This is a genomic window from Marinobacter sp. M1C (genome assembly GCF_023314135.1).
Taxonomy (GTDB): Bacteria; Pseudomonadota; Gammaproteobacteria; order Pseudomonadales; family Oleiphilaceae; genus Marinobacter.
The window spans coordinates 3,550,694-3,576,759 of record NZ_CP092289.1 but is presented as its reverse complement, the minus strand read 5'-3'; the positions used below and the strand labels follow the sequence as shown (position 1 = coordinate 3,576,759).

The 26,066-nt window shown below is 53.7% G+C and carries 26 protein-coding genes and 1 pseudogene; 22 read left to right on the top strand and 5 right to left on the bottom strand.

Annotated elements, in window-relative coordinates; genetic code table 11:
• Nucleotides 1-154: 154 nt before the first annotated feature.
• Nucleotides 155-1,084: an ABC transporter substrate-binding protein gene (locus MIH19_RS16825; protein ID WP_249005970.1), complete on the bottom strand. Its 930-nt coding sequence runs from the start codon at nucleotides 1,082-1,084 to the stop codon at nucleotides 155-157.
• 626 nt (nucleotides 1,085-1,710) lie between these two features.
• On the opposite strand from MIH19_RS16825, the gene MIH19_RS16820 reads away from it, so the two are divergent.
• From MIH19_RS16820 to MIH19_RS16780, 9 genes are all read left to right on the top strand, one after another.
• Nucleotides 1,711-2,094, top strand: a complete 384-nt coding sequence (locus tag MIH19_RS16820; protein ID WP_249005969.1) for a PAS domain-containing protein — start codon at nucleotides 1,711-1,713, stop codon at nucleotides 2,092-2,094.
• Nucleotides 2,095-2,301: 207 nt separating this feature from the next.
• Nucleotides 2,302-2,610: a hypothetical protein gene (locus MIH19_RS16815; protein ID WP_249005968.1), complete on the top strand. Its 309-nt coding sequence runs from the start codon at nucleotides 2,302-2,304 to the stop codon at nucleotides 2,608-2,610.
• Nucleotides 2,611-2,701: 91 nt separating this feature from the next.
• Complete coding sequence (locus MIH19_RS16810; RefSeq protein WP_249005967.1) at nucleotides 2,702-3,844, top strand: zinc-binding dehydrogenase; 1,143 nt, start codon at nucleotides 2,702-2,704, stop codon at nucleotides 3,842-3,844.
• The gene (locus MIH19_RS16805; RefSeq protein ID WP_249005966.1) at nucleotides 3,844-4,902 is read left to right on the top strand and encodes a proline racemase family protein; all 1,059 of its coding nucleotides are present in this window, start codon (nucleotides 3,844-3,846) and stop codon (nucleotides 4,900-4,902) included. The genes MIH19_RS16810 and MIH19_RS16805 overlap by 1 nt, the downstream gene beginning before the upstream one ends.
• A gap of 212 nt (nucleotides 4,903-5,114) precedes the next feature.
• The gene (gene betI / locus MIH19_RS16800; protein ID WP_249005965.1) at nucleotides 5,115-5,729 is read left to right on the top strand and encodes a transcriptional regulator BetI; all 615 of its coding nucleotides are present in this window, start codon (nucleotides 5,115-5,117) and stop codon (nucleotides 5,727-5,729) included.
• Nucleotides 5,730-5,769: 40 nt separating this feature from the next.
• Entirely contained in the window at nucleotides 5,770-7,239 is a 1,470-nt protein-coding gene (gene betB / locus MIH19_RS16795; protein WP_249005964.1) for a betaine-aldehyde dehydrogenase, read from the top strand.
• 26 nt (nucleotides 7,240-7,265) lie between these two features.
• Complete coding sequence (gene betA, locus MIH19_RS16790) at nucleotides 7,266-8,951, top strand: choline dehydrogenase (protein WP_249005963.1); 1,686 nt, start codon at nucleotides 7,266-7,268, stop codon at nucleotides 8,949-8,951.
• A 117-nt stretch (nucleotides 8,952-9,068) separates the two neighbouring features.
• On the top strand, nucleotides 9,069-9,491 hold the full coding sequence (locus MIH19_RS16785; RefSeq protein WP_249005962.1) for a sel1 repeat family protein: 423 nt from the start codon (nucleotides 9,069-9,071) through the stop codon (nucleotides 9,489-9,491).
• 645 nt (nucleotides 9,492-10,136) lie between these two features.
• Complete coding sequence (locus MIH19_RS16780) at nucleotides 10,137-10,892, top strand: ice-binding family protein (protein ID WP_249005961.1); 756 nt, start codon at nucleotides 10,137-10,139, stop codon at nucleotides 10,890-10,892.
• A 196-nt stretch (nucleotides 10,893-11,088) separates the two neighbouring features.
• On the opposite strand, the pseudogene MIH19_RS16775 reads toward MIH19_RS16780, so the two are convergent.
• Together MIH19_RS16775 and MIH19_RS16770 are read right to left on the bottom strand one after the other, a co-directional pair.
• Nucleotides 11,089-11,598 (bottom strand): annotated as a pseudogene (locus tag MIH19_RS16775) (sodium-dependent transporter); the annotation flags it as partial.
• 86 nt (nucleotides 11,599-11,684) lie between these two features.
• Nucleotides 11,685-12,689: an MBL fold metallo-hydrolase gene (locus tag MIH19_RS16770; protein ID WP_249005960.1), complete on the bottom strand. Its 1,005-nt coding sequence runs from the start codon at nucleotides 12,687-12,689 to the stop codon at nucleotides 11,685-11,687.
• 256 nt (nucleotides 12,690-12,945) lie between these two features.
• On the opposite strand from MIH19_RS16770, the gene soxC reads away from it, so the two are divergent.
• The 12 genes from soxC to MIH19_RS16710 all read left to right on the top strand — a co-directional run bounded on the left by soxC (nucleotide 12,946) and on the right by MIH19_RS16710 (nucleotide 22,030).
• A complete protein-coding gene (soxC, locus tag MIH19_RS16765) occupies nucleotides 12,946-14,277 on the top strand; it encodes a sulfite dehydrogenase (protein WP_249005959.1) in 1,332 nt (443 codons plus the stop codon).
• Nucleotides 14,264-14,941, top strand: a complete 678-nt coding sequence (locus tag MIH19_RS16760; RefSeq protein WP_249005958.1) for a cytochrome c — start codon at nucleotides 14,264-14,266, stop codon at nucleotides 14,939-14,941. The genes soxC and MIH19_RS16760 overlap by 14 nt, the downstream gene beginning before the upstream one ends.
• A 45-nt stretch (nucleotides 14,942-14,986) precedes the next feature.
• The gene (gene soxX, locus MIH19_RS16755) at nucleotides 14,987-15,340 is read left to right on the top strand and encodes a sulfur oxidation c-type cytochrome SoxX (protein WP_249005957.1); all 354 of its coding nucleotides are present in this window, start codon (nucleotides 14,987-14,989) and stop codon (nucleotides 15,338-15,340) included.
• Nucleotides 15,341-15,359: 19 nt separating this feature from the next.
• Nucleotides 15,360-15,854, top strand: coding sequence for a thiosulfate oxidation carrier protein SoxY (soxY, locus tag MIH19_RS16750; RefSeq protein WP_249005956.1), 495 nt, complete (start codon nucleotides 15,360-15,362; stop codon nucleotides 15,852-15,854).
• Nucleotides 15,855-15,879: 25 nt separating this feature from the next.
• Entirely contained in the window at nucleotides 15,880-16,191 is a 312-nt protein-coding gene (soxZ, locus tag MIH19_RS16745; RefSeq protein ID WP_249005955.1) for a thiosulfate oxidation carrier complex protein SoxZ, read from the top strand.
• Between the two features lie 55 nt (nucleotides 16,192-16,246).
• On the top strand, nucleotides 16,247-17,086 hold the full coding sequence (soxA, locus tag MIH19_RS16740; protein WP_249005954.1) for a sulfur oxidation c-type cytochrome SoxA: 840 nt from the start codon (nucleotides 16,247-16,249) through the stop codon (nucleotides 17,084-17,086).
• Between the two features lie 23 nt (nucleotides 17,087-17,109).
• Nucleotides 17,110-17,418, top strand: a complete 309-nt coding sequence (locus tag MIH19_RS16735) for a hypothetical protein (RefSeq protein WP_249005953.1) — start codon at nucleotides 17,110-17,112, stop codon at nucleotides 17,416-17,418.
• Nucleotides 17,419-17,502: 84 nt separating this feature from the next.
• Nucleotides 17,503-19,260 (top strand): thiosulfohydrolase SoxB, encoded by a 1,758-nt coding sequence (gene soxB / locus MIH19_RS16730; protein WP_249005952.1) that lies wholly within the window; start codon nucleotides 17,503-17,505, stop codon nucleotides 19,258-19,260.
• Complete coding sequence (locus tag MIH19_RS16725; protein WP_249005951.1) at nucleotides 19,257-19,727, top strand: hypothetical protein; 471 nt, start codon at nucleotides 19,257-19,259, stop codon at nucleotides 19,725-19,727. Before soxB ends, MIH19_RS16725 begins: the two co-directional genes overlap by 4 nt.
• A gap of 28 nt (nucleotides 19,728-19,755) precedes the next feature.
• Nucleotides 19,756-20,268 (top strand): heme-binding protein, encoded by a 513-nt coding sequence (locus MIH19_RS16720; RefSeq protein ID WP_249005950.1) that lies wholly within the window; start codon nucleotides 19,756-19,758, stop codon nucleotides 20,266-20,268.
• Nucleotides 20,269-20,302: 34 nt separating this feature from the next.
• Nucleotides 20,303-21,061 (top strand): thiol:disulfide interchange protein DsbG, encoded by a 759-nt coding sequence (gene dsbG / locus MIH19_RS16715; RefSeq protein ID WP_249005949.1) that lies wholly within the window; start codon nucleotides 20,303-20,305, stop codon nucleotides 21,059-21,061.
• Between the two features lie 30 nt (nucleotides 21,062-21,091).
• The gene (locus MIH19_RS16710; RefSeq protein WP_249005948.1) at nucleotides 21,092-22,030 is read left to right on the top strand and encodes an MBL fold metallo-hydrolase; all 939 of its coding nucleotides are present in this window, start codon (nucleotides 21,092-21,094) and stop codon (nucleotides 22,028-22,030) included.
• Between the two features lie 95 nt (nucleotides 22,031-22,125).
• Here the strand turns inward: MIH19_RS16710 and MIH19_RS16705 are convergent, their stop codons facing one another.
• Nucleotides 22,126-23,535 carry a sodium-dependent transporter gene (locus MIH19_RS16705; protein WP_249005947.1) on the bottom strand — a complete coding sequence of 470 codons (1,410 nt, stop codon included), beginning with the start codon at nucleotides 23,533-23,535 and terminating at the stop codon, nucleotides 22,126-22,128.
• An 84-nt stretch (nucleotides 23,536-23,619) separates the two neighbouring features.
• Nucleotides 23,620-24,720, bottom strand: coding sequence for a Glu/Leu/Phe/Val dehydrogenase dimerization domain-containing protein (locus tag MIH19_RS16700; protein ID WP_249005946.1), 1,101 nt, complete (start codon nucleotides 24,718-24,720; stop codon nucleotides 23,620-23,622).
• Between the two features lie 419 nt (nucleotides 24,721-25,139).
• Between MIH19_RS16700 and MIH19_RS16695 the strand changes: the two genes are divergently transcribed.
• Nucleotides 25,140-26,036, top strand: a complete 897-nt coding sequence (locus MIH19_RS16695) for a DMT family transporter (RefSeq protein WP_249005945.1) — start codon at nucleotides 25,140-25,142, stop codon at nucleotides 26,034-26,036.
• Nucleotides 26,037-26,066: the final 30 nt, after the last annotated feature.

Here is a 26,066-nt window from a genome sequence, read left to right as displayed (position 1 = left end):
CAATAATTCAGTGAATATATCGGACTAACAAGCGCAATAGAGTATTGTTGCACCGCGTCAATAGCACTGCTGTCACTGAAAAAAAACAAATAAATAGAGATTCTTAATATAAAAGCTAACCTGAATGCAGCGCATTCAGGTTAGCGTGTTTAGCTTACAACCAGGCTTTCCAAGTTGCTTCGTTATCAGCCAGCCATTTAGTAGCGGCTGCTTCGTGGGACATACCATCGATGTCTACCAATGCTGCCATATTGCCGATATCGCTTTTGGTAAAGGATACGTTGTTAAAGATCTTATAAGCGGTTGGCCATTTTGCGGGCATTTGATAATAAGCGGCTTTCTTCAACCAACCTGCTGGGGGCGAACCACACTTGCCATCGCCGCCGTCTGATTTCTTGCAGCCCTCTGTATACGCGGGAAATTCAACGAAGCTGCCACCGTCACCGGCATCGGTGAAGTTGGGTGACCAGTTAAATACAACCACCGCACGGTTGTCTTTGGCTGCAGACTCCAGTTCAGCCCAAAGTGCACCGGATGACCCGGCAAACTTGGCTGTAAAGTTCATATCAAGAGCTTCAATGCGGTCCAGGGTTTCCTGGCCATGCCAGTCCATAGGGCCGTCAAGATAACGCCCTTTGCCACCACTGCCTGGTGTTGCAAACAGTTCGGCACAATCGTTCAGCGCTTCCCAGGAGGGTAGGCCCGGGCATAAGTCGCCTACATACGCGGGGTACCACCACTCTTCTTGGGTAACAGAGGCGTGGGTGCCCACATCAATAATGCCGCCAGCGTCTAAAGCGTTGTTGAAAGACTTGCCAAAAGTAGACTGCCAGACTTCATGGGCAATAGTAACGTCGCCGTTACGAACAGATTCGTAAACCGCTTGGCTATCAGCAGGTACGTAAGAAACGTTATCGCCGATGCTTTCAAAAATACCGCCAATAACGTAAGCCATAGTAATTTGGCTGGTCCAGTTATGGGTGGCAATGACAATAGGCTCTTTTGAATCTGCCTGGGCTACCGTCGCGCCAAGCACTAGTGAGCTAACTGCAGCGGCAGTAGCAAGTTTTTTTAAAAATCTCATACACATCTCCGAAAAAGTATTGTTATCAGTAATTGATCGTTTCTTTCTTTGTCTCGTACTTTCTTTCCTACTTTCTTTGATCGCAGGCAAAGTCCTGTTTCGTTTTTAGCTAAAAATTATATCTGGGCAAAAAAATAGACGGCAACGACGGCATCGCGAGCTTTTTTTAAAAGCACGATATTGGGCCAGCACCTAAAATGGCACGTCTAAAAGTCACAATGACTTCGGTTTTTAGGTCATGCGCGCCAGGGTTAAATGTGTCAATGGCGCAATGCTATGAAGGCTGTATCTGTCTTTGAAAAGGCTGCATCTGTCGGTGAAACAGAGGGCCGAGGGCGGTCAGGCCGCCGATGAAACGCGAGATCTCGAGAAAACGCCGGAAGAAAGCGCTCGAACTGGTCAAGCAGCAAAACTACTTGATAACTCGTATGCCAGGATCAGCAGGCTAACACATCTTAGGTGTCGGCGTTTTTTTCACTCGAGGAAAACCGGATAGGCAGGGCTCTGAAAAATAATTTTGCCCCAGTCTATCGCGTTGCGGGTATTGATACAGCGCCGGCCGCTGTGCGTATATACAAGAATGGTCGTTTAACTCGGGCCAGTGTGTTTAATACAAAAGGAAATGTATGAATAATTCCAAAGAATTGCTGCAATCCCCACTTTTTCAGTCTGTTGCGGGTCTGGCTTTCGAGTCGGTGATGGTGACTGACGTGACCGATGATCATAAAAATTCAGTGATCATTTATGTCAACCAGGCCTTTACCGACCTGACCGGCTATTCGGCCGATGAAGTGATGGGCAAAACGCCTGGTCTGCTGCAGGGTCCGAAGACCGATAAAGCGGAAACGGATCGTTTGGCTGACGATCTGAAGCACAATCGGACCTTCCACGGCAGCACCATCAACTATCGCAAAGACGGGTCACCTTTTACCATTGAATGGAAGGTATCGCCGGTGATGGACGGCGCTAAGGTCACACATTATGTGGCGGTGCAGAGAGCCGTTGACTAAGATTTACAAATTCATCTTGGAGTACACCGAGTCAAGCCTGAATGCTGGCTTGACTCGGTTTATTGGCGTAACTCAGGGCTGGTCAGTTTTGGGCTGATTCAGATTCCCTCTGGTTGTGATCAAGCGCCCCGCACGTAAAATTTTGAAGTTGCACCAGAATTCAGGTAGCCGCAACAGCAGATGTTTTGCCCAGAACGAGGAAGAACATTGAAAAAAATCATAGCGATTTTTCTTGCCGTTTTTGTCGTCGGTTGTTCAACACAGAAAGAGGTTACGACTCTGGATGATCTGAAATCTGCTGTGACGGGTGAAAAGCCGGCGGGGTATCCGAAAACATACATAAAGTCTCTTCCGGACCGCCCCGGGTTTTGCATAAAAGTAACAGAAAATTGGAAACCGCAAGATTATCAGGGGCAAACGGTCTGGTTGAGGGAAAAAAAGATAGAAAGTCTGAATTGCCCTTGGTATGACATGCAGTGGCAAGACCGATCCGCCATTCGGCGTGGCCATATGTGAGCGCAGAAAGCTGTTAGGTAAAACCCGTTGACGTGGTGATCGTCGCTGCAACTGTTAACATCGGGATTCTACTTGGCAAGAGCGCGCGCTTATGATTCCCAATACTATGAAAGCCATGGTTTTAACCGGCCATGGTGGTATCGACACGCTTGAATACCAGACGGTACCGACACCTGAGCCGGCGCCAGGGCAGGTGCTGGTGTTGGTAACAGCCACAGCCAAAAACAACACGGATCGCAAGGCCCGTGAAGGACTTTACCCTACTAAAAAAGGAGAGATGACGTCTTTCCAAATGGGTGGCAAGCCGACGCTGATTTTCCCACGCATTCAGGGTGCTGACATAGCCGGTCGCGTTGTGGCCGTGGGTGAAGGTGTTGATGAAAGCCGCATAGGCGAACGTGGCTTACTGGATTTCAATATTTACGCCGATGCCCGCACAGATATTAACCTGACCCCTGATTACTATGGCCACGGCGCGGATGGTGGCTATGCAGAATATGTCGCGCTGCCTTCGGACCAGTTTCATCACATTCCCAACCCAGAATTGTCCGACGCTGAACTGGCATCAATGGGCATGTGCTCCTACCAAACGGCCTATCATATGGTCACCTCGGCTAACATTCAGGCTGGCGAACGGGTACTTGTCACGGGTGCCAGCGGCGGTGTGGGTACTGCGTTGATTCAACTGTGCCGCATTGTGGGCGCTATTCCCTTCGCTCTGAGCAAAGACGATAAAGCCGATGCGCTGCTTAAGCTGGGGGCCGAGGCCGTGCTGGATCGTTCTGATATGAACAGCTTTGTTGACCGGGTAAAGACGGCAACGGGCGGCAAACCGTTTGACGCGGTGATGGATCTGGTGGGCGGAGAGATGACCGACACATTCATCGATACGATGATCTTTGATATGAAGGCCCGCAGCACCTACCCGCGGCTGAGCATCGCTGGTGCCAGTGGTGGCAACATCAGCGAGATTCTCTGGACCCGCATCTACCTTTATCAGGTACAAATTTTTGGGGTCTCACACGGTACCCGTGACGAAGCCGACCAACTCATGGCCTGGATTCGTGACGGGAAATTGAAGCCGGTGCTGCACGGCGCGTTCAAACTGTCGGATTTGCACCATGCCGAGGTCTATTTTGAAAATCGGGGCAGCAATTATCTCGGCAAGATCGTGATTGTTCCCGACGCGCAATGGGACGAGCATGGTAAGCCTTTCACTCTGGAGGACGTGTGATGAAACCGGAACTGACCATTCAGTTGATGGATACCCATGCTGGCGGCGACGTTAGCCGAATTGTTACCGGTGGCATTGATCCGCTGCCGGGCGACACAGTGCGGGCCCAGATGGAATACCTGCGGGACAATGCCGATGGCTTGCGCCGTTTGTTGCTGGAAGAGCCCCACGGTATTCCCGAGATGTCTGTTGACCTGCTGGTGCCGCCGACAGACCCGCGAGCAGCGGCCGGGTATATCATCATGGAAGTGATGGGGTATCCGATTTACTCCGGTTCCAACACCATCTGCACCGCCACCGCTGTTCTGGAAGCGGGCATTGTGCCCAAGCAGGAAGGCCGGCAACAGTTCCTATTGGAATCGCCGGCCGGGCTGGTGCAAATAGACGCAACGGTGCGTGACGGGGTGGTGGAATCCATCACCTGTGAAGGTCTGCCCAGCTACATCCACACCTACAGGGCTACCGTTGAGGTGCCGTCTTTGGGGAGGGTAACTTACAGCGTTGCTTACAGTGGCGGTTTCTATGCTCTGGTAGATGCGAAAGAGCTGGGGTTCGACCTTACTCTGGCCGAAGAGCGCAGGCTTGCCGAGGCGGCTCATGCCATTGTTGAGGCGGTGCAGGCGGAACGAAGTTTTTCCCATCACACTTTGGGCGATGTGGGGCCCTTGCCGTTTCTCCACTTTATGGGCCCCGTAGAGCATGTGGGCGAAGGCTATTACCGTTCCCGTTCCGCGACTTATGTGCATCCCGGCGTCATCTGCCGCAGCACCACTGGCACCGGAACCTCGGCGCGGCTGGCATTGATGAATTACGAAGGTACCATCAAACCCGGTGACCGGCTGGAAACTGTTTCTCTGCGGGAAACCAGCTTCATCGGCGAGTTCAGTGCCGTAGAGCAGAACGGCGAGGTCCAGATGGTGAAGAACCAGATTACCGGCAAGAGTTATGTGATTGCCCGTTCCGATATTGTCGTCAACTGTGACGACCCCATGGTTGAGTGCCGCAGCTTGCACCACATTTTGTCCGGTCAACAATCAGGCACTACAGACCCGCTGTGAACACGATTGTATTGGCTAATTAAAGGGCATTTTTCTGCGGACTATGCGGACAAATAATGGGTATCTGTTTGATGCTCGTTCCCCGACTTACCAGACTCTGATCGGTTATTTTTTGTACTTCTGCAGGTTGCAGCTCCGTTGTAGTTTCTGTAGCCTTAAAGTTAATTGAACGTTCAATTAATAAACTCAGGGCTATAAAGTAGCGAATAATCATGGCAAAAATTGGAGTGAAAGACACCCGAAAACAGCAGCTGATCAAAGCAACGATGGAGTCGATTGCGGAACTGGGGATGCAGAATACCACCATTATTAGCATCAGCAAACGCGCGGGAATGTCCTCGGGCATCATCAGCCACTATTTCGGTGGTAAGCAGGGCCTGATTGAAGCAGCGCTTCGATATTTACTGGACCAGCTGGGAAAAGAGCTTCGTGAGCGTATGGCGAAGACCGACGGGTCGCCGGAACAGCGCCTGGACTGCATCGTTGATTCCAACTTTTCCAACTTCCAGCGCTCGGCACTGGCGGCAAAAACCTGGCTGAGTTTCTGGTCGCGGTCCATGCATGAGCCCGGTCTGCAACGTTTGCAGCAGATCAACAATGCGCGTCTTTATAGCAACCTGCGTTATTCCTTCGCCCAGGTGATGGAGCCTACAGCTGCGACCGAGGTGGCGCGGCAAACGGCGGCGATGATAGACGGGTTCTGGCTGCGTAGTGCGTTGAGCCTGGACCCACAGGAAAGTTTCGAAGCGGGTGAGCGGCTGTGTAAGCGCTTTATACGGGACACGCTGGCCCGGCCCCAGGCAACATTTAGTAGCCGCATCGTTTAAGCAGAATCACTCATTATTCACGTTAAGGTTTGACGCTTTTATGTCCCACTCAGTACCTCGTTTACAGAACTTTATTCACGGTCGCTTCTTTGCCAACAATACCGGTGAGGTGTTTCCAGTTGTCAATCCGGCCACGGGCAAAGTGATCTACGAAGTAGAAATAGCGGATGAATCTGTGCAGCAGGCCGCCATTGAGAGCGCCCGGGCTGGATTTACAGAATGGGCTGCCATGCCTGCCGTGCAGCGCAGTCGCATTCTTCTGAAAGCCGTCGCATTACTGCGTGAACGTAACGACGAGCTGGCCGTTATTGAGGTTCTGGATACCGGCAAACCGTTGCAGGAAGCCCAAGCCGTTGACATCGTAACGGGCGCAGACTCGATTGAATTTTTTGCCGGTCTGGCGCCGTCGATTGAAGGTAACCAGCAGGATCTTGGGGGTGACTTTTATTACACCCGCCGGGAACCGCTGGGCATATGCGCCGGTATCGGCGCCTGGAACTATCCGTTACAGATCGCCTGTTGGAAGTCTGCTCCGGCACTGGCGTGTGGCAACGCGATGATCTTCAAACCTTCTGAAGAAACGCCAATGGGCGCCACCAAACTGGCCCAGATTTATATTGAAGCAGGTGTTCCTGCCGGTGTGTTTAACGTCGTGCAGGGCGCAGCAGAGGTCGGCTCCTGGCTGACTCACCATCCCGAAATCGCCAAAGTGTCGTTTACCGGCGAAGTAGGTACCGGCAAGAAAGTCATGGCCGCTGCGGCTACTACGTTGAAAAGTGTGACCATGGAGCTGGGTGGTAAATCCCCGCTCATTATTTTTGACGATGCTGATCTGGAGAATGCCATCTCGGCCGCCATGGTGGGCAATTTTTATACCCAGGGCGAAGTCTGCACCAACGGCACCCGAGTGTTCGTGCATGAGGATATCTACCCGAAATTCATGGAGCGTTTGCTGGAGCGTACCCGCAACAACATCCTGCCGGGCGATCCGATGAACCCGCAAACCAACTTTGGTGCGCTTATTTCTGAAAAGCACCGCGAGCTGGTTTTGAGCTATATCGCTAAAGGTGTGGCAGAAGGCGCAACACTCCGTCACGGAGGTCACGGATTTGAGCCGGAAGATTCCAAGGGCGGCTATTTTGTTGAACCGACCATTTTCACCGACTGCACTGACGATATGGCGATCGTGCGGGAAGAAATTTTCGGGCCGGTGATGTCTGTGCTCACGTTCGCCGCTGAAAATGAAGTGATTGATCGCGCGAATTCGACTGAAACCGGACTGGCGGCGGGCGTGTTTACCAATGACATTCGCCGTGCCCACCGGGTTGTTCATCAGATGCAGGCAGGTATTTGCTGGATTAACAGCTACGGAGCTTCCCCGGCAGAAATGCCCGTGGGCGGCTACAAACTCTCTGGTATTGGCCGCGAAAATGGCCGCGAGACGATCTCTCACTACACCCAGCTCAAGGCGGTGTATGTGGGCATGGAAGACATCGACGCGCCATTTTGATTTCGGAGCTAAAAAGGGGAACGTGTGTGAACGACAACCAATACGACTACATCATTGTGGGCGCGGGCTCTGCTGGCTGTGTGCTGGCTAACCGCCTGACCGAAGATACCCACCGTAAGGTTCTGCTACTGGAGACCGGTGGTAGCGACAAAAGCATCTTTATTCAGATGCCGACCGCCTTGTCCATTCCGATGAACACCAAAAAATTCGCCTGGCAGTTTGAAACCGAACCGGAGCCTTATCTGGACAACCGTCGCATGCATTGCCCACGCGGCAAAGTGCTGGGCGGATCGTCGTCCATCAATGGCATGGTGTACGTGCGTGGCCACGCCCGCGACTTTGATGAGTGGGAATCACAAGGCGCAGAAGGCTGGAATTACCAACAGGTACTGCCATATTTCAAAAAAGCGGAGACCTGGGCATTCGGCGGTGATCGCTACCGTGGCGGTGACGGTCCGTTGGGCGTAAACAACGGCAACAACATGCAAAACCCCCTGTATAAGGCCTTTATTGACGCAGGTCAGGACGCCGGTTATTTCCCTACAAAGGACTACAACGGCGCCCAGCAAGAAGGGTTTGGCAGCATGCACATGACGGTTAAAAATGGTCGTCGCTGGTCTACTGCGAATGCGTATCTGCGGCCGGCTATGGATCGCCCTAATCTGACCGTGGTTACCCATGCTCTGGTGCACAAAGTGCTTCTCGACGGCAATACCGCTACGGGTGTGCGTTACGAACAGAGCGGTAAGATCCGAGAGGTGAAAGCCACTGAAGAGGTGATTTTGTCGGCAGGGTCCATTGGCTCTCCGCACCTGTTGCAGCTTTCCGGCATTGGTAACCGCGAGGTTCTGGAAAAGGCCGGCATTGAGGTGAAGCACGAGCTGCCGGGAGTGGGTGAAAACCTACAGGATCATCTGGAGTTTTATTTTCAGTTCCGCTGTGAGCAGCCGGTGTCGTTAAACCGCAAGCTCGACTGGTGGAACAAACTGAAAATAGGCGTGCGCTGGATTCTGAAAAAAGATGGCCTTGGCGCCACCAACCACTTCGAATCTTGCGGTTTTATCCGCTCCAAAGCGGGCGTGGAATGGCCAGATATGCAATACCATTTCCTGCCTGCGGCAATGCGTTATGACGGCAAAGAAGCGTTTGATGGCGACGGATTTCAGCTACATGTTGGCCACAACAAACCCAAAAGTCGCGGCACCGTACACGTAAAGTCTGCGGATCCAAAAGAAGCGCCACGGATACAGTTCAACTATCTGCAGCACAACGCCGACCGGGAAGGTTTTCGGGCGTGCGTTCGCCTGACCCGGGAAATTATTAATCAGCCGGCAATGGATGAGTACCGCGGGCCTGAAATTCAGCCAGGTACCGCGGTTGACAGCGACGAGCAAATTGACGCTTTCGTTCGGCAGACGGTAGAGAGCGCTTATCACCCATCCTGCACCTGCAAAATGGGCATCGATGAGCGTGCGGTGGTAGACCCGCAAACTCGGGTTCATGGCATCAAAAATCTGCGTGTTGTGGATTCATCGATTTTCCCGACCATACCCAATGGCAACCTGAACGCGCCCACCATCATGGTGGCTGAGCGCGCCGCCGATCTGATCCGCGGCAAGGAGCCCCTGCAATCTTTAGATGCACCTGTGGTCATGGATGAACAATGGCAGGTACGTCAGCGTCCAGGAGAGGCAAAGCGGCAGCAGAGCTAATGCTATGGAGTGTTGAGTCGAATGACAAAGGTACTTAAGTACCGTTCACCTTCTCTGCCGGCGCTGCTAACGTGAATTGGTCAAACAATCTTCACGCCACCTGTAAAGGACGCTCTTATGCACCGCACCAGGCACGCACTCAAGGCGATGGCGCTTGTGGTCCTTATCGGTTTGGCGCCGAGCACAACACAGGCAGAACCGGCAGACGACCAGATGCGTGTTGCCCGGGATATGATCCGGGTGCTGGAAGCCTACGCAGTGTACAAAATGGGCCAGTATGATCTGGCGTTTGAGCGCTACATTGCCCTGGCCGAGGATGGCAACCGCCAGGGCATGCTGAACGCCGCCAACATGTACTCTGAAGGCAAAGGGGTAAAGCAAAGCGACAGCAATGCCTTTCAGTGGTATCTCCGGCTGGCAGAATCGGGCGACCGAATCGGTATAGAGGAAACAGCAAAGGCCTACCGGACAGGCACCGGCGTAAAAGAGGATGCAGAACGGGCTCGGTATTGGGAAGAACGTGCCGAGGTTGGAAACTGAGCTAATCGGTCGTTCTTGTCATTTCAACAACTCTTTCTGGCCGACCGCTTTGGCCCTTGGGGTAGTAACGAGCCACGTTCTTCTCCATCCCATTCTAAGGAGTCAACTTGTCCATCCGTTACAAATGCTGACAATTAAAAACATATTTATAGCAGATGTTTCTGTGATCAAGATCTAATGTTCAAGAGTTAGTTCGCAGAAACCCAGAAAGGAAGGCTCAAGTTGTACTTTCTGTGGTATTTGATCTGTTGAATTTAAAATTTTTCTTACATCCAAACCTTGTCAGTTAAGGAAGGCGAGCGTCCGCTCTTCCTCCTTTTGATTTTTCCTAAGCGGGTTGGTTAACTAGCGCGTCGCTATACAATATACAGATTAGATTATGGAAGGTTCGGCTCCCATAATCTACTGTCAACGCTTAATTTTAGAGGGTTAACGCGGTTACGACTGAGGCCAATGATGCCTCATCGGGTAGTGGCTGGAGGCGCTAGCTAGCCACCTCGTTTATTTAATGTCAGTTTTATATTACTTATATAAGTTAAAGTTTGAATTGGAATGCTTATTGCAATATTATCAGGTAAATGACAATAAACAATATTTACCTTTGATGATTTAACTATCATATAACAAGACAAGGATAAAATAACTATGAATATTTCAAAAAGAATACTCTTACCCCTAATTATAGGTGGTTTGTTTTCAGGAAGTACAATAGCAGCGTCTGGCCCGTCTCCCATAAATTTGAGAAGCGCAGGAAGTTTTGCCATTCTTAGTCAGAGCGGTATTACCGATGTTTACCGGTCGGCAATTGTTGGCGATGTAGGTACAAGTCCGATTACTGGTGCAGCGTTACTCCTTAAGTGCGACGAAGTAACCGGAAATATATATACCGTCGATGCGGCTGGTCCGCTTCCCTGTTACACCATTTCTCCTAGTTCGTTGTCTGTAGCAATAAACGATATGGGATTTGCATACGAAAACGCAGCAGGACGAACATCGCCTGATTTTACAGAACTTGGTGCGGGTGAAATTGGCGGATTAACCCTTGCTCCCGGGCTTTACAAATGGTCTTCAAGTCTTAACATTAGTACTGACGTCACTTTTTCTGGCGGTCCGAATGATGTCTGGATCATGCAGGTATCAGGTGAACTGACCGAGGCCAGTGCAGTGAAAGTAGTCTTAGCGGGTGGTGCCTTAGCTAAGAATATTATCTGGCAGGTTGCAGGTTCAGTAACGATTGGAACCTATGCACATTTTGAAGGTGTGGTACTGGGTAAAACATTGATTGCAGTGAACACGGGTGCGTCAGTTAATGGTAGATTGCTGGCACAAACGGCCGTGACACTTCAAAAGAGCAACATTACAGCGCCTGGCAATTTAGGGCTCATAGAACTAAACCCCTAAAACCAGACAGTTCGCTAAGTGGTCTTCCACAGTTAAGCGGCCAGTTTGACCGGGTATGAATAATGAACATCATCTGGCGTTCTGTCATCCAGAGTCTCTGCAGAAAACCGGGACAGATTTATTTTTGAAGGCGTTTATCGGGGAGGCCCTGCAGGCCTCCCCGATCCGTTATAAACAGACACTTACCCGACGCCGCTTACGATCCGAACAGGTTGTAGATAAATACCGCGCCCACGGCCACTGGCGTAATGTAACGCACGGTGATGTACCAAAGGCGGAACATAGGTTTTGACAGCGCCAGCTCTTTCTCTATTGCCTCCCGTGACATCACCCAGCCGGCGAACACGGCAACAAGCAGTCCGCCCAGGGGCAGCAAAATGTTGGCGGTGAAGAAGTCCAGCAGATCAAAGACGGTCTTGCCCTCCAACATGCCGATCCAGCCCAGTGGCGCAAAATCTGACCACAGGTTCAAGGAAAGGATCGACGCAATGCCCAGCAACCAACACACGAAGCCTGCGGCCAGCGTGCTGCGGGTGCGATTCATGCTTTTTTGTTCTTCCAGCCATTCAACGATGGGCTCCAGCAGGGAAATGCCCGATGTCCAAGCGGCGAATACCAGCAATACAAAGAACAGGGTTCCGAACAAGCTGCCCATAGGCATCTGGCCGAATGCCAGCGGCAGGGTCTGAAAGATCAGGCCAGGGCCCGGGTGAGTGCCAGGCCCGACCTCCTGTGTGTCAAACACGATGGGGCCATGGGGCGCATACCCCATCCCAGTCCCGATTTTTCCAATCATTCACTGCCCAGCGCAGACTTCTCCATATCCAGGTAAACGCGATAGGCGTTCGCCTTGTTGGACGCCTCAAAAGCCGGTAGCGATGCGTAGCGGGACCAGTCTGTTTGCTGATATGCGTCCTCGAAAGGGACCCAGTTTTCGACCGCACGTTGCATCTCACTGCGCACAAAGGAGATGTAATCATAGGTGAAATCCAGTGCCACCATCGCATTCCAGGAAGCAGGCCCGTGACCGGGTATCAATACCTTTGGCTCCAGCTTGCGAACCTTTTCGATGGCCTGCATCCAGTTTTCCGTATCCACTTCGGCACTGTTAAGAAACGGCACTCGTCCATTCTGGATAATATCGCCGGAAAAAAGCACCCCTGCGGGTTCAACCATCATCATGCTGTCGTCGGGCGCGTGGGCCGGTCCTGCGTGGTAGATCATGAACCGGTACGCGCCGGACTCCAGAAACGTTTCATCGCTGAATGTGACATCGGGCAGAACCACTCGCGTGTTGTCGTTCACCCAGGGAGCCAGAGCTATTTCGCGTTGCTGCAGTCGCTGTTTCGCATCCGGGCTGGAGGTGTAGAGGTTAAAGCTGTCCTGGGCAATGATTTTGGCGTTCGTCAGGTCTTTGAAGGCCTGAAGGCCATAAATGTGATCGGCGTGATAGTGACTGACCACCACATGAGTGATGGGCTGATCCGTCAGCTTTCGTATTTCGCCGATCATGGCGGCGCCCAGACTGGGTGTCCCCAGGGCATCAAAGACCACGACGCCGTCACCGGTTATTACAAATCCGGCATTTGCAGTGAAGCCCTGATTGGCTGCGTTTGGCACCCCGGATTGACCTGAAAAATAGTAAACATTGTCTACATCCACGGATTCGGCGCCAAAAGGTATCGAGATATCCGGGTAAGTCGGATCAGATTCAGCCAAAGCCGCGTGGGGAGATATAAGCAATCCAACGACGAGGATGCCTAAAAAACCATTAATGTTTCCTCTGTAATGATTCATGTTTCGTCCCTCTCAGTGTTTTTGGATGTTTTGTAACCACCTGTGCAGGCCGTGCTTTTCCCTGTTTTGGCCCCGTTCTACCTGGAAATCTGAACCTTCAGCCGGGTGATGGCGTGCTTAAAAAAACTTGTAACCTACGATTCGGGCGTCTATAAATAAATTATATCCTTATAACATAAACAACAAGACCGCCGTTCAGTCTGTGTACTGATCGCCGGCCGACTGCCCGGGTGAGGGCATCGAAGGAGGACAAAATATGTTCGGCAAGCTCCGCCGGCTTAACCAGAACCTGTCCAGAACTGCTCTGGAAGAGTCAGAACGTTTACCCTCGAACGAACGCCGGCGTTTTCTGCGAAACGGCCTGTTCACTGCCGGTAGCGCCATGGTTGGAGGTGCCCTGGCCGGGCTGTCGCCAAGGCTGGGTGCTGCGGAAGTGGGGTACCCACCAGAGATTCCGCCCTGGACCCGATCCCTCGGCGCAGGCGTTGTCACGGATCCGTATGGGGTTCCGTCGCCCTTCGAGAAAGACGTCATCAGGCGAACCGTTCCCTGGCTTACCGCCGAGCAAACCTCTTCCATCAGTTTTTCACCGTTACAGCATCTGAAAGGCATTATCACGCCGAACGGTCTGTTCTTTGAGCGCCACCATGCGGGCCGCCCCGAGGTTGATCCGCAACAGCACCGCCTGATGATTCACGGTCTGGTTGACCGGCCCATAATTCTTTCCATGGAAGACCTGCAGCGCTTTCCCAGTGTTTCCCAGATCAACTTCATTGAATGTCCCGCAAACGGGGGCATGGATTGGCGCGGTGCCCAGCTCAACTCACTGCAGTTTCTTCACGGCATGGTGAGTTGCGCGGAGTGGACAGGCGTTCGGCTATCCACCCTGTTGCAGGAAGTGGGCATTAAGCCGGAGGGCAAATGGTTGCTGGCTGAGGGCGCCGACGGTGCCGCCATGACCCGCAGCATTCCCATGGAAAAGGCCCTGGACGACGTAATTGTGGCCTATGCCCAAAATGGCGAGGCGCTGCGGCGCGAACAGGGTTACCCGGTACGGCTTGTGGTGCCCGGTTGGGAAGGCAACACCCATGTGAAGTGGTTGCGCCGGCTGGAAGTGGGCGACAAGCCATGGATGCAGCGGGAGGAAACCTCCAAGTACACCGACCTCATGCCGGATGGCACGGCTCACGGGTTCACCTGGGTGATGGAAGCCAAGTCGGTCATTACATCGCCATGTCCGGAAATGCCACTGCGCGGCAGTGGTATTTGCCAGATCGAAGGCATTGCCTGGAGTGGCCGCGGCAAGGTCAGAGCAGTGGACGTCTCGGTGGATGGCGGACGCAACTGGACGCAGGCGCAATTGACCGAGCCGGTGATGTCGAAGTCGCTGACACGATTCTCGCTGGCGTGGCAATGGGACGGGAACCCTGCACTGCTGCAATCCCGGGTAATCGATGAAACCGGTTATGTACAGCCCACACTGGCACAGCTCAAGGAAGCTCGCGGCACCAATTCGATTTACCACAAGAATGCGATCCAGACCTGGCAGGTGACGCCGGATGGGAGTGTGAATAATGTTCAGCTTTGATAAATCATCGCGAGCTTTGACCGGTTTGGGTTGCGGGGTGTTGATGGCCACGCTGGCGGTTTTTGCCCATGCCGAACCTGCCGGGCATTACGGCTACGGCAAGCCTGCAACCGAGAATGAGATTGCCGGGTGGGATATTGACGTGCGTCCGGATGGCATGGGATTGCCAGAAGGCAGCGGCAGTGTCGACGAAGGCATGAGTGTGTTTGAAGCCCAATGCACATCCTGTCACGGCGCGTTCGGAGAAGGGATGGGTCGTTTTCCCAAACTTGCCGGCGGCGACGGGAGCCTGGCGCAAGACCGCCCGGAAAAAACCGTAGGCAGCTTCTGGCCCTACGCCAGCACCCTCTGGGATTACATTCACCGAGCCATGCCGTTCTTCGCCCCACAGTCCCTGACCGATGATGAGGTGTATGCCCTGACAGCCTATGTTCTCAACTTGAATTACATCGTCGACAGCGATTTTATCGCCAATAAAGAGACGCTGCCGCAAGTCAATATGCCCAACAAAGATGGCTTTACCTGGGAAGACCCGCGGCCGTTAGTCAGTAATGAACGCTGTATGCAGGATTGCAGGGGCGAGGTCGAGATTACGGATTCGGCAGTGGGTAAAAATCTGACACCAAGCACCACCGGCCCGCTCGACAAAGGGTTGACGGAATAATGTCTGAACACGGGCCCATTGGAACGTGCCGAGGAGGATTGAGTGATGCGTAAAGTCTTTATTTTTGTGTGTGTAACCACGCTCGTGCTGAGCGCCGCAGCGCCGGCGTTTGCGGAGCCGTCCCAGATCGAAATTGATCAAGGCAAGGAGTTGGCCTTCAGCCGTACGGATGGCAACTGTCTGGCCTGCCATAAGATGGATGACGGCAAACTGGCCGGTAATATCGGGCCGCCTCTGATGCAGATGAAGGCCCGCTTCCCGGACCGGGAAGTGCTGTTCAAACGCATCTGGGATGCAACTCTGTTCAACCCGACGACGGTGATGCCGCCATTCGGACGACACATGATCTTGAGCCAAGAAGAAATCAACCGCGTTGTTGACTATTTGTACACGCTGTAATGGCGGAGGAGGAGTTGCCGTGACTAATGAAAGGCGAAGAGGTTTTTTAAAAGGAATGCTGGGTGCCGGGGTTGCCGGTTTTGCACTGAGTGCGGGGATTGTGCCATTAAGAGTCGAGGCGGCAACGGCCACGGCGCCGGATGTGTCTGGCTGGCCCAAAAAAGCGTTTAATACGCCCGGTGTGGACGCAACCATTGCCGAGTTGTACGGGATGGAAGCAACGGAATCGGACAAGATTTCTATGGACTTGCCGACGATTGCCCAGAATGGCGCCGTCGTGCCGGTGACCGTTGAATCAACGCTGCCAAATATTACCGGCATCGCCTTACTGGTTGCCAAAAATCCGAATGCATTGGCCGCCTACTTTGAGGTTCCTGACGGCGCATTGCCGTTTGTTTCCAACCGCTTGAAAATGGCCGAAACCACCGATGTGGTTGCCGTGGTCATTTCCGACGGCAAGGCTTACAAAGCAACCAAGAATGTGAAAGTGACCGTTGGCGGCTGTGGCGGCTGACCGTTAGCAGAACAGGAGAATAAAAATGGCGTCCAGTATCAGAGTTCGCGCAGTTGAAAATGGCGGAGTGACTTCTCTTAAAGCCCTGGTTCGACACCCGATGGACTCGGGTTTTGTGAAGGACTCAGCCGGGAATGTCGTTCCCTCGCATTTCATCCAGGTTTTGACGGTTTCCCATAATGAAAAAGATGTGTTTGTGGCGAACTGGGGGCCTGCTGTTTCCAAGGACCCATTCGTCGAATGTCGGTTCAAGGGCGCCAAGAAAGGCGACAAGCTCACTATCAGCTGGGCGGACAACAAAGGCGAGAGCGATTCAACCACAGCGACGATCGGCTAGCGGTTGTCGGCGGCAAGACCGGTCGGTTTTGGTCCGTCGCAGAGGAGGATTGGACATGCTTAAATCGAAAGTCATTCTGGTTGCTCTTGCAGCGTCACTGGCAGTGCCCCAGGTGCTGGCGGGCAGTACGCCGGAAGAGGACCGGAAAGAAACGGTAGCGTACTTCAGGCAGAAGTTCCCCGACGTGCCGCTCAAGGAGTTCGTCAACGGCCAGTACGCACTGGATGAAGATCGACGGAGTCAGTGGGAGTCCCTGCAGGATTTTCCGCCGTATGAGTTCGCGGTAGCGGAAGGCCAGGAGATGTTCGAAACGCCGTTTGCCAATGGCAAGAGTTACGCCAGCTGTTTTGAAAACGGCGGCATCGGCATACGCCAGAACTACCCGAATTTTGACACGGAAAAGAAAGAAGTTATCACGCTTGAGTTGGCCATCAACCGTTGCCGGGAGACAAATGGTGAGAAACCCTTGAAATATAAGAAAGGGGATATCGCATCGATCTCTGCGTACATGGCCTCGACGTCTAAGGGCAAGGCTTTCGACATCAAGGTTCCGGATGAACCCGCGGCGCTGGCGGCCTATCAGGATGGCAAGGAGTTTTACTATAGCCGCAGGGGACAGCTGAACTTTTCGTGCGCGGGTTGCCATGTCCAGAACCCGGGCAACTGGATTCGTGCGGATCTGCTATCGCCAACCTTGGGGCAACCGGCCAATTTCCCGGTGCACCGCTCCAAATGGGGTGAGCTGGGTACGCTCCACCGGCGTTTTGCCGGTTGCAATAACAACGTTCGTGCCGAACCATTACCGGCTCAAAGTGAGGAATATCGGAATCTCGAGTACTTCCTGACCTACATGAGCAACGGCCTGCCGGTGGTTGGCCCGACGACTCGGCCGTAACCGGGAACGAAGAGGTGAAAAGCATGATAAAGAAATCTTCACTGATCATTGCCACGTCGTTTGGCCTGCTGGTGTCGTTGGGCGCCTACGCAGGCCCGAAAGAGGATTTTCAACAGGTCTATTCAGAGGCGGAAAGCACAAATCAGAATGCCGGAACCTTTAAGTGGACGGTGACGTCAGACCGACTGAAGGCCGCCAGATCGGCTGCTGACAGCGGCGACTATGGAAAAGCAAAGACGATGGCCACCGAAGCACGAAATCTTGCGCAAGAGTCCGTGGCGCAGAGAAAGCAACAAGCGGAGGTCTGGCGCAACGTCGCTATTGGCAACTAACCCGTGCCTGTTTTGTGGCGATAGCACCCTGGTGGTCCGGGGTGTGCCGACCAGCGCCAATAACAACAAAGAAAGGAGAGTGCAGTGTCGATTTCCCGCAGAGATTTCCTGGTAGCCATGCAGGCAGCGGCCATCGTCGGTCTTGCCCCAAAGCTTGCGTTGGCGAAGAGTGGAGAAGGGCTGTACGACTCACCCAGGTACGGCAATGCCCGGTTACTTCACCTGACGGACATTCATGCCCAGCTCTCGCCGGTGTATTTCCGCGAACCCAACGTGAACCTTGGGGTGGGGCCGAGCAAGGGGAGGGTGCCCCATTTAGTCGGTTCGCATTTTCTTGAGCATTTCGGAATCCCGGCTGATTCCCGGCGTTCCCACGCCTTCTCCTATTTGAACTACGCCGAAGCGACACAGGAATACGGTCGCCTTGGCGGCTTTGCGCACCTTAAAACCCTGATTGACCAGTTGCGCGAACAGGCCGGCCCCGGGAATTCGTTGTTACTGGATGGTGGCGATCTCTGGCAGGGCTCCGGAACCGCCGTGTGGACTCAGGGCGAGGACATGGTGGAAGCCAGCAACCGCCTGGGCGTTGATCTCCTCACCGGTCATTGGGAGTTTACCTACCCGGAAGCGCAGATTCGCAAGAATATTAACGCCTTCAAGGGCGAGTTTCTGGCCCAGAATGTGTTTTTGTCCGACGAAGCCATGTTCATGGGCGCCGAATCCTTTGACGAAGCCAGCGGGCGGGTATTCAAACCTTACTCGATTCGAGAACTTGGCGGAAAACGTGTGGCCATTATTGGCCAGGCGTTCCCCTATACGCCGATCGCAAACCCCTCCTATTTTATTCCGGACTGGCGTTTTGGTATCCGGGAAAACGAAATGCAGGCGCTGGTTAACCAGATCCGCGAAACCGAAAAGGTGAATGCTGTTGTGGTGTTGTCCCACAACGGCATGGATGTGGACCTGAAGATGGCCAGCCGGGTTTCGGGCATTGACGCCATCCTTGGCGGCCATACCCACGATGCGGTTCCGCAGCCTACAGTGGTGACCAATTCTGGTGGTAAAACCCTGGTCAGCAACGCCGGCACCAATGGCAAGTATGTCGCGGTGCTGGATCTGGACATCGGCAACAGCGGCGTGCGCGGATACGAATACCGCTTGCTGCCGGTGTTTTCCGACATGATCAAGCCAGACGCGGCAATGGATCGTTTTATTCAGGAGGTTCGCGCGCCCTACGCAGACACGCTGGGGGAGAAACTGGCGGTCACGGACGAGCTGCTTTATCGCCGGGGCAACTTCAACGGCACCATGGATCAGGTGATCTGTGATGCCCAGAGAAAAGTGCTGGACGCGCAAATATCCCTGTCACCAGGGTTCCGTTGGGGCACCTCGGTATTGCCGGGCGAGGCGATCACCATGGACGATGTGATGAACGCGACCGCCATTACCTACCCGGAGACCTACGTGCGGGAGATGTCAGGTGCGGAGCTGAAGCTGATTATGGAAGACGTGGCGGACAATCTCTTCAATAAAGATCCCTATTACCAGCAGGGCGGCGACATGGTTCGCGTGGGTGGCCTGGATTACACCTGTGACCCGACCGCCAGTATGAATGGCCGTATTTCCGATCTGCGTCTGGACAATGGCGAGTCGATTCAGGCCGACAAGATGTACAAAGTAGCCGGCTGGGCCACCGTTAACTCGAAGGCTCCAGGTCGCCCGATCTGGGATGTGGTGGCGGATTATCTGAGGTCGGAAAAAACGGTCACCATCGCAAAGTTCAATACCCCACGTTTGAAAAATGTCGAGAACAACCCAGGGCTGGAAGATTATTCGTTATGAAACTCGCCGCAGATTCACTAAAGGTAGGCCTTCGGTGGCTGCTTTATCTGGGTCTCTTCATGATGGCTATGAATCTCCAGGCGGAAGAACCGATCAATCCGGAAAAGCCGTTTGCCGAGAAGTTTCTGCTCATGCAACTGAGCGATGGCGAACCGGAAAAGCAGGCAAAGGTTCTAAGCGTCGCTGCCAATCTTCTGGAATATTACGATCCGGATCTGATTGATATCGAGATTACAACCTTTGGCCCGGGCGTTCGATTGCTGTATGCGGACAACCGCCTTCGGGAGCGAATTACCAGCTTGATGGCCCAGGGTGTCCGGTTTTCGGTGTGTATGAATACCGTGGATACCATCGAAAGAGAGACTGGCGAAAGACCAAAGCTTCATCCTCAAAGTTTGCCTGTGCCGGTGGGTGTTGCCCATATTCTTGAACAAGTTGAGAAAGGATACGTATTGGTTCGCCCCTGATGCAGTGGCTCTGACGAAGGAAGAAAAAATGCGTTCAAAACTATCAATACTGATACTTACGACAGCCCTTACAGCAACGGGACTGGTCGATGCAGCTGAGACAGACCAGCCGGTGATGGTCGAAATCAAGCGGTTGTCGATGGACACCGCGTTGACCATAGCCAAAACCGCGATTGAAAAATGCCGTGAGCAGGGCGTTCAGGTAGCCGTGACGGTGGTGGATAGGGGCGGCCACCCTCAGGTCGTTCTGCGCGATGTCCTGGCAATGGATCTGGCTTTGGACGTCAGTTATCGCAAAGCCTATACGGCAATGACGTTCACCAGTAACACGTCTGCGCTCACGGATCGGTTTATCGGGCCATTCTCCGTCGGCAAGCTTGAAAAAGTACTGTTATCCGCCGGCGGCGTTCCGATAAGGGCCAGCGGCGAAACGATTGGTGGTGTGGGGGTAAGCGGTGCGCCTTCCGGAGAAACGGATGAAAATTGTGCACAGGCCGGTGTTGATGCCGTTGAAATGGATCTTGAAATGGCGTCGTTCTAATAAGTGAAAAGTATATAAATAGGAGTAATTAAAATTGTTAAAAATATTGTGCGCGGTAGTTTCTTTGTTCTGGTTTTTACCGGTTATCGCTGCTGGACAGTATCCGGATGCCGTTCAGATTCTGGTTGATGAGGGTCTGAATATCGAGGCCCGTTTTGAAGCACCAGGCGGGTTAGAGGGTTACGTCGGGCGCAGGAATGGTCACCCCGTGACGTTATACCTTATGCCGGATGGCGAGCATGTGGTTATCGGGACGATGGTTGATGGTTTTGGCCAGGATCTGAGCGCCGACCAACTACGAAACTGGCTGCCGAAAACCGACCTTACGGATGCCTGGGCCCAGCTGGAAAGTGCAACATGGGTGCCGGAGGGGCCGGAAGATGCCCAACGGATTGTCTACGTTTTCACCGACCCGAATTGCGACTACTGCAATGTTTTCAGAAAAAAAGCCCAGCCTTTTCTGGAGCGGGGGATACAGCTGAGGCACATCATGGTTGGCGTGATCCAGCCGACCAGTTTGGCCAAAGCTGCAAGTGTTATCGCTGCAGAGGATCCGGTAGCTCAGCTTGATTTCCATGAGGCTCAGTTCCCAAAGGACTGGCTTGAGACACCGGAAAATGTTCCCGAGCAGCTTAGAGTCAAAATTGGCAATAACAACCGCCTTATGCGGGCTCTTGCGGTATCGGCCACACCCTCGGTTATATACCGTGACGAACGTGGGGCAGTCCAGAAGATCGTCGGTCTTCCGGACGATTCGGCGTTATCGGAGGCGGTATTCCGACTACCGGAATAATTGGAGCGGTGTATCAGTGAGGTGCGAACAATGTCAGTACGCAATCTGCTTTCAGGGTTGATGCTCCTGGTTCCAGTTTTGGTGAGCGCCAGCGAGCCTGGTTTTCCGGATCAGCTTGAGCTAACCAAAGTATCGGATCGTGTGTATTCCGCGATTGGCGAGACCGGCCCGGGTACCTACGAGAATCATGGCCACAATAATAATCTGAGCTTTATCATTGCCGAAGAGGGCGTGGTGGTGATGAATGGGGGCGACAACTACCTTCTAGCCAAGGCACTTCATAGCTCAATCCACAGCGTAACCGACAAGGAGGTCGCGTATGTGGTTAATGAAAACGCTCAGGGTCACGCCATGTTGGGCAACAGCTACTGGCGAGATCAGGGCGTACCAATTATTGCTCATGAGTCAGCGCTGGAGGAGTTCCGGGAACATGGTGAGATCACGCTGGCCTCCATGCAAAAGCGAAATAAGGAAAAGGCAGAAGGAACCTATGTTGCCGTTCCAGATATCGGTTTTTCGGATCAATACGACCTGGATATGGGTGATGTGAAGATCGAGCTGCACTATTTTGGTCCGGGTCACTCACCCGGTGATATTGTGCTCTGGATACCACAGGACAAATTGTTGATCACCGGCGACCTGGGTTTTCATCAGCGTTTGCTGGCTGTTTTTGACGACACAGACACCGGTGCCTGGATTGAGTCCTTCGATAGAATGAGCGAGTTGAACCCCACGGTTGTCATACCGGGACACGGCGAACCGACCACGTTGAATGTTGTCAACCGCGAAACCCGTGGTTACCTGGTGTTTCTCAGAAATGCCATTATCGCGATTCTTGAAAGTGGTGGCGGTCTGGACGAGGCGTACAAAATTGACCAGTCGCAATGGGCCTACCTGGACACATTTGAGGAGCTGGCTGGTAAAAACGCAGGACGTGTCTACCAGCATTTGGAGTTTGATTATTTCTGAAGGTCTGAAGTCTATTTTTGAATTTCGTTAAAAAAGAAGGGAGGCCGGAGGGCCGCCCTTCTTTCGTTATAGACCGTCTACTTATCCGGCAAAGCTCACGATCCGAACAGGTTGTAGATAAATACCGCGCCCACAGCCACTGGCGTAATGTAACGCACGGTGATGTACCAAATGCGGAACATAGGTTTTGACAGCGCCAGCTCTTTCTCTATTGCCTCCCGCGACATCACCCAGCCGGCGAACACGGCAACCAGCAGTCCGCCCAGGGGCAGCAAAATGTTGGCGGTGAAGAAGTCCAGCAGATCAAAGACGGTCTTGCCCTCCAACATGCCGATCCAGCCCAGTGGCGCAAAATCTGACCACAGGTTCAAGGAAAGGATCGACGCAATGCCCAGCAACCAACACACGAAGCCTGCGGCCAGCGTGCTGCGGGTGCGATTCATGCTTTTTTGTTCTTCCAGCCATTCAACGATGGGCTCCAGCAGGGAAATGCCCGATGTCCAAGCGGCGAATACCAGCAATACAAAGAACAGGGTTCCGAACAAGCTGCCCATAGGCATCTGGCCGAATGCCAGCGGCAGGGTCTGAAAGATCAGGCCAGGGCCGGCACCGGGCTCAAGGCCATTCGCAAACACAATCGGGAAGATGGCCAGGCCGGCAAGCAGCGCTACTGCGGTGTCGATAACGCAGACGGCAATGGAGGTTTTAGCGATGGATATGCCTTTTGGCAGGTAGGAGCCGTAAGCCATCATTACCGCCATGCCCAGGCTAAGGGTGAAGAAGGCGTGGCCCAGCGCCACCAGAATGCCCGAGGTGGTGAGTTTAGAGAAGTCCGGTTGGAACAGGAATGTCACGGCCCGGCCGAATTCACCGGTGGTCATGGCGTAGCCGACAACCGTGAGCAGCAGCAGGAACAAAGCCGGCATCAGAATGGTGACCGCGCGCTCAAGCCCCGCACGAACGCCTTTTGCCACCACAAACATAACCAGGGCCATAAACAGGGTGTGCCACATCAGCAGCGTTACCGGATCGGCCAGCAGGTCAGAGAAGATAGCGCCAATGGCATCCGCAGATTGGCCTGTGAGTTGCCCGCTGGCCGCTGTGCCGACATAGGATACGGCCCAGCCACCAATCACCGAGTAGAACGACAAAATCAGGAAGCCGGCGATCACCCCGACTGCGCCGACCATACGCCAGGCCGGGTTCAACCTGTCGTGCCCGGCAATCGCTTTGAGGCTGTTAACCGGGCTGCGGCCGCCGCGGCGACCAATCAACACTTCGGCCATCATGATGGGCAGACCAATCGCGGCGATGCACAGAAGATAAACCAGTACAAAGGCGCCACCGCCATTTTCGCCGGTGATGTAGGGGAATTTCCAGATGTTACCCAGACCCACCGCAGAGCCAGTGGCCGCAAGAATAAAAGCAAAACGTGAGGACCAGAGCCCCCGTTTAACATTCGAGCCTTCTATTGCTTCCGCAATGGGCGCATGTGATTCAGACATAATTGTTTCCTGCTAGATCGTTGTTTTTGTTTGGAAGAACCGGGCTGTGACTGAATCACGGCCCGGTAAAGCAAATACCGCTAACTACCCGGCGCCCACAAGCTGCTCGCGTGGTGCCTGAGCGACGCTTGAGTGCTTCCGGAAGCGTTCTTCAGCGAGTGTGTTGGCCACTGCACCGGTTGGCATGCCGCTGCGATCCGAGCGTTTAAAGATCTCGGTAAGCGTGTGCCCTATGCCTTCCACATGGGCGCGTACTTTCTCTGGGGACGCGCCGGTGCGTTCGTAGAACACATCGATGATGCCGCCGGCGTTAATGGCGAAGTCCGGCGCATAGAGGATGCCGCGGTCTTTTAATGCCTGATCGTGATCCGGGCGTTGCAACAGATTGTTGGCGGCGCCCGCAATGATCGTGGCTTTCAGGCGGGGAATGCTGTCGTCGTTGAGCACGGCGCCCATGGCGCAGGGGGCAACCACGTCCACTGGCAGAAACAGAATATCTTCGGCTGATGCCGCATGGGCGCCCAGTTCATCCACCGCACGTTGCATGTTCGCGTGATGAATGTCGTATACCCAGAGTTCTGCGCCGGCTTCCTGCAGATGACGGGCCAGGCGATAACCCACGTTACCCACACCCTGAATAGCCACCTTCAATCCGGTCAGATCCTCGCGCCCAAGCTTATGTTTCACCGCTGCTTTCAAACCCACAAATGTGCCGTAGGCTGTGGTGGGGGAGGGGTCTCCGTTGCTGGGCTGGCCGTTAAAAGCGATGCGCTCGACAATGCCGGCGACGTGCTTCGTATGCCGCCCCATGATTTTCAGATCGGCCACGCTGGTGCCGGAATCTTCGGCGGCAACGTATTGGCCGCCAAGTCCCTCGAGGTGTTTACCCATGGCTTCCAGCAAAGCTTCGCTTTTTTGCTTGTGCGGGTCGCCGATGATCACCGATTTACCGCCGCCGAGGTCAATATTGGCCAGTGCGGATTTGTAAGTCATGCCTTTCGAAAGGCGCAACACATCGCGCAGGGCTTCTTCATCGCTGGCATAGGGGAACATTCTGCAACCGCCCAGAGCGGGGCCACGGGAGGTGTTGTGCACCGCCACAATAGCTTTAAGCCCGGTTTCCGGGTCACAGACGAACGACAGGTGTTCGTGGTTATCAAATTCGGGATGGCTGAATACGGTCATGGGGGATCACCTTTCTTCCTTGGCCCAAGTGGACGCTAACTCGCGGAAATAAAGGGTGATTGTCTGAACAGGTAGACGCGATTGTGTACGGCACAATACGCTTTGGAGACGTGTTGATATAGACATTTTGAAATCCTCTCCACCTGGCCGGATCTCGGCGACAGTGGCGGTGTTGTTTTTGTTGTCCGGCTTGTGGCCGGCGCTTGATTTCATGCACCCGGATCTCCCGAAGGGGATTGCCCTTTTGGGGTCGGGTTGTCTGTAAGCTAATCTTTGAAAGCTCAGGGGTCAATCGCTAACCGAAAAATCTCCTGTAAACTCAATTTCATTGTGGAACCTCTCGCTTTACCAACTCTATGGCTTGAAAATAGGCGCGTTCCGGATTTCAGTCACCAATCCACGTTTAAAAGGCTATTTGCATGCGTTCCGCTTTCCAGGTTTATGTTGTGCCCGCCGTGTTTGTATGGCTCTGGAGTACGGGGTTTATTGGTGCCAAGTATGGCTTACCCTACGCTGAACCTTTCACGTTGTTGCTTTACCGGATGCTGTTCACGCTGGCGCTGTTGGGCGTTCTGGCCTTGGTGCTAAAGGTCACCTGGCCGTCGTGGCGCGGGGCAGGGCACACTGCGGTTACCGGTTTGCTGGTGCATGGCTGTTACCTTGGCGGTGTTTATTACGCCATTCAGGGTGGCATGCCGTCCGGGATTACTTCCCTGATTGTTGGGCTGCAGCCGCTGGTCACGGCGTTGGCGGCGGTCGTGATATTACGTGAGTCGATTACTCTGCGGCAGTGGGTGGGTTTGTCGCTGGGATTGCTGGGCGTAAGCCTGGTGCTGATGGAAAAGTTGGGTGGCGGGCCTGGGATAGCGGGCTTTCCCTTGTGGACCTTGGGGTGGGCCATGCTGTCATTGCTCGGTATCTCGGTAGGCACGGTTTACCAGAAGCGCCATGGTGCGAACGTTAACCTGGTGGCAGGGACCTTTATTCAGTACAGCGCCGCTTCGGTGTTTTTCGCGATCGGTGCGTTCGCGCTTGAAACCCGCGAGGTGGTCTGGGACATCCAATTACAGTTGTCCATGGCGTGGCTGGTGTTTGGGGTATCGATCGGTGCCATTCTATTGCTCATGCTGCTGATTCGTCGGGGTGCGGCGTCGCAGGTGGCCAGTCTGTTTTATTTGGTGCCGCCGGTCACCGCGCTGCAAGCCTTTTGGTTGTTCGATGAGCGCCTGGGTGTTTTGGCCATAGCCGGCGGTGTGGTTTCTATCACCGGTGTGGCATTTGCGGTTACGGGGCGCAAGCAACCGGCACACACATAAACGCAATGTTTAACCTGACACGGAGCACGC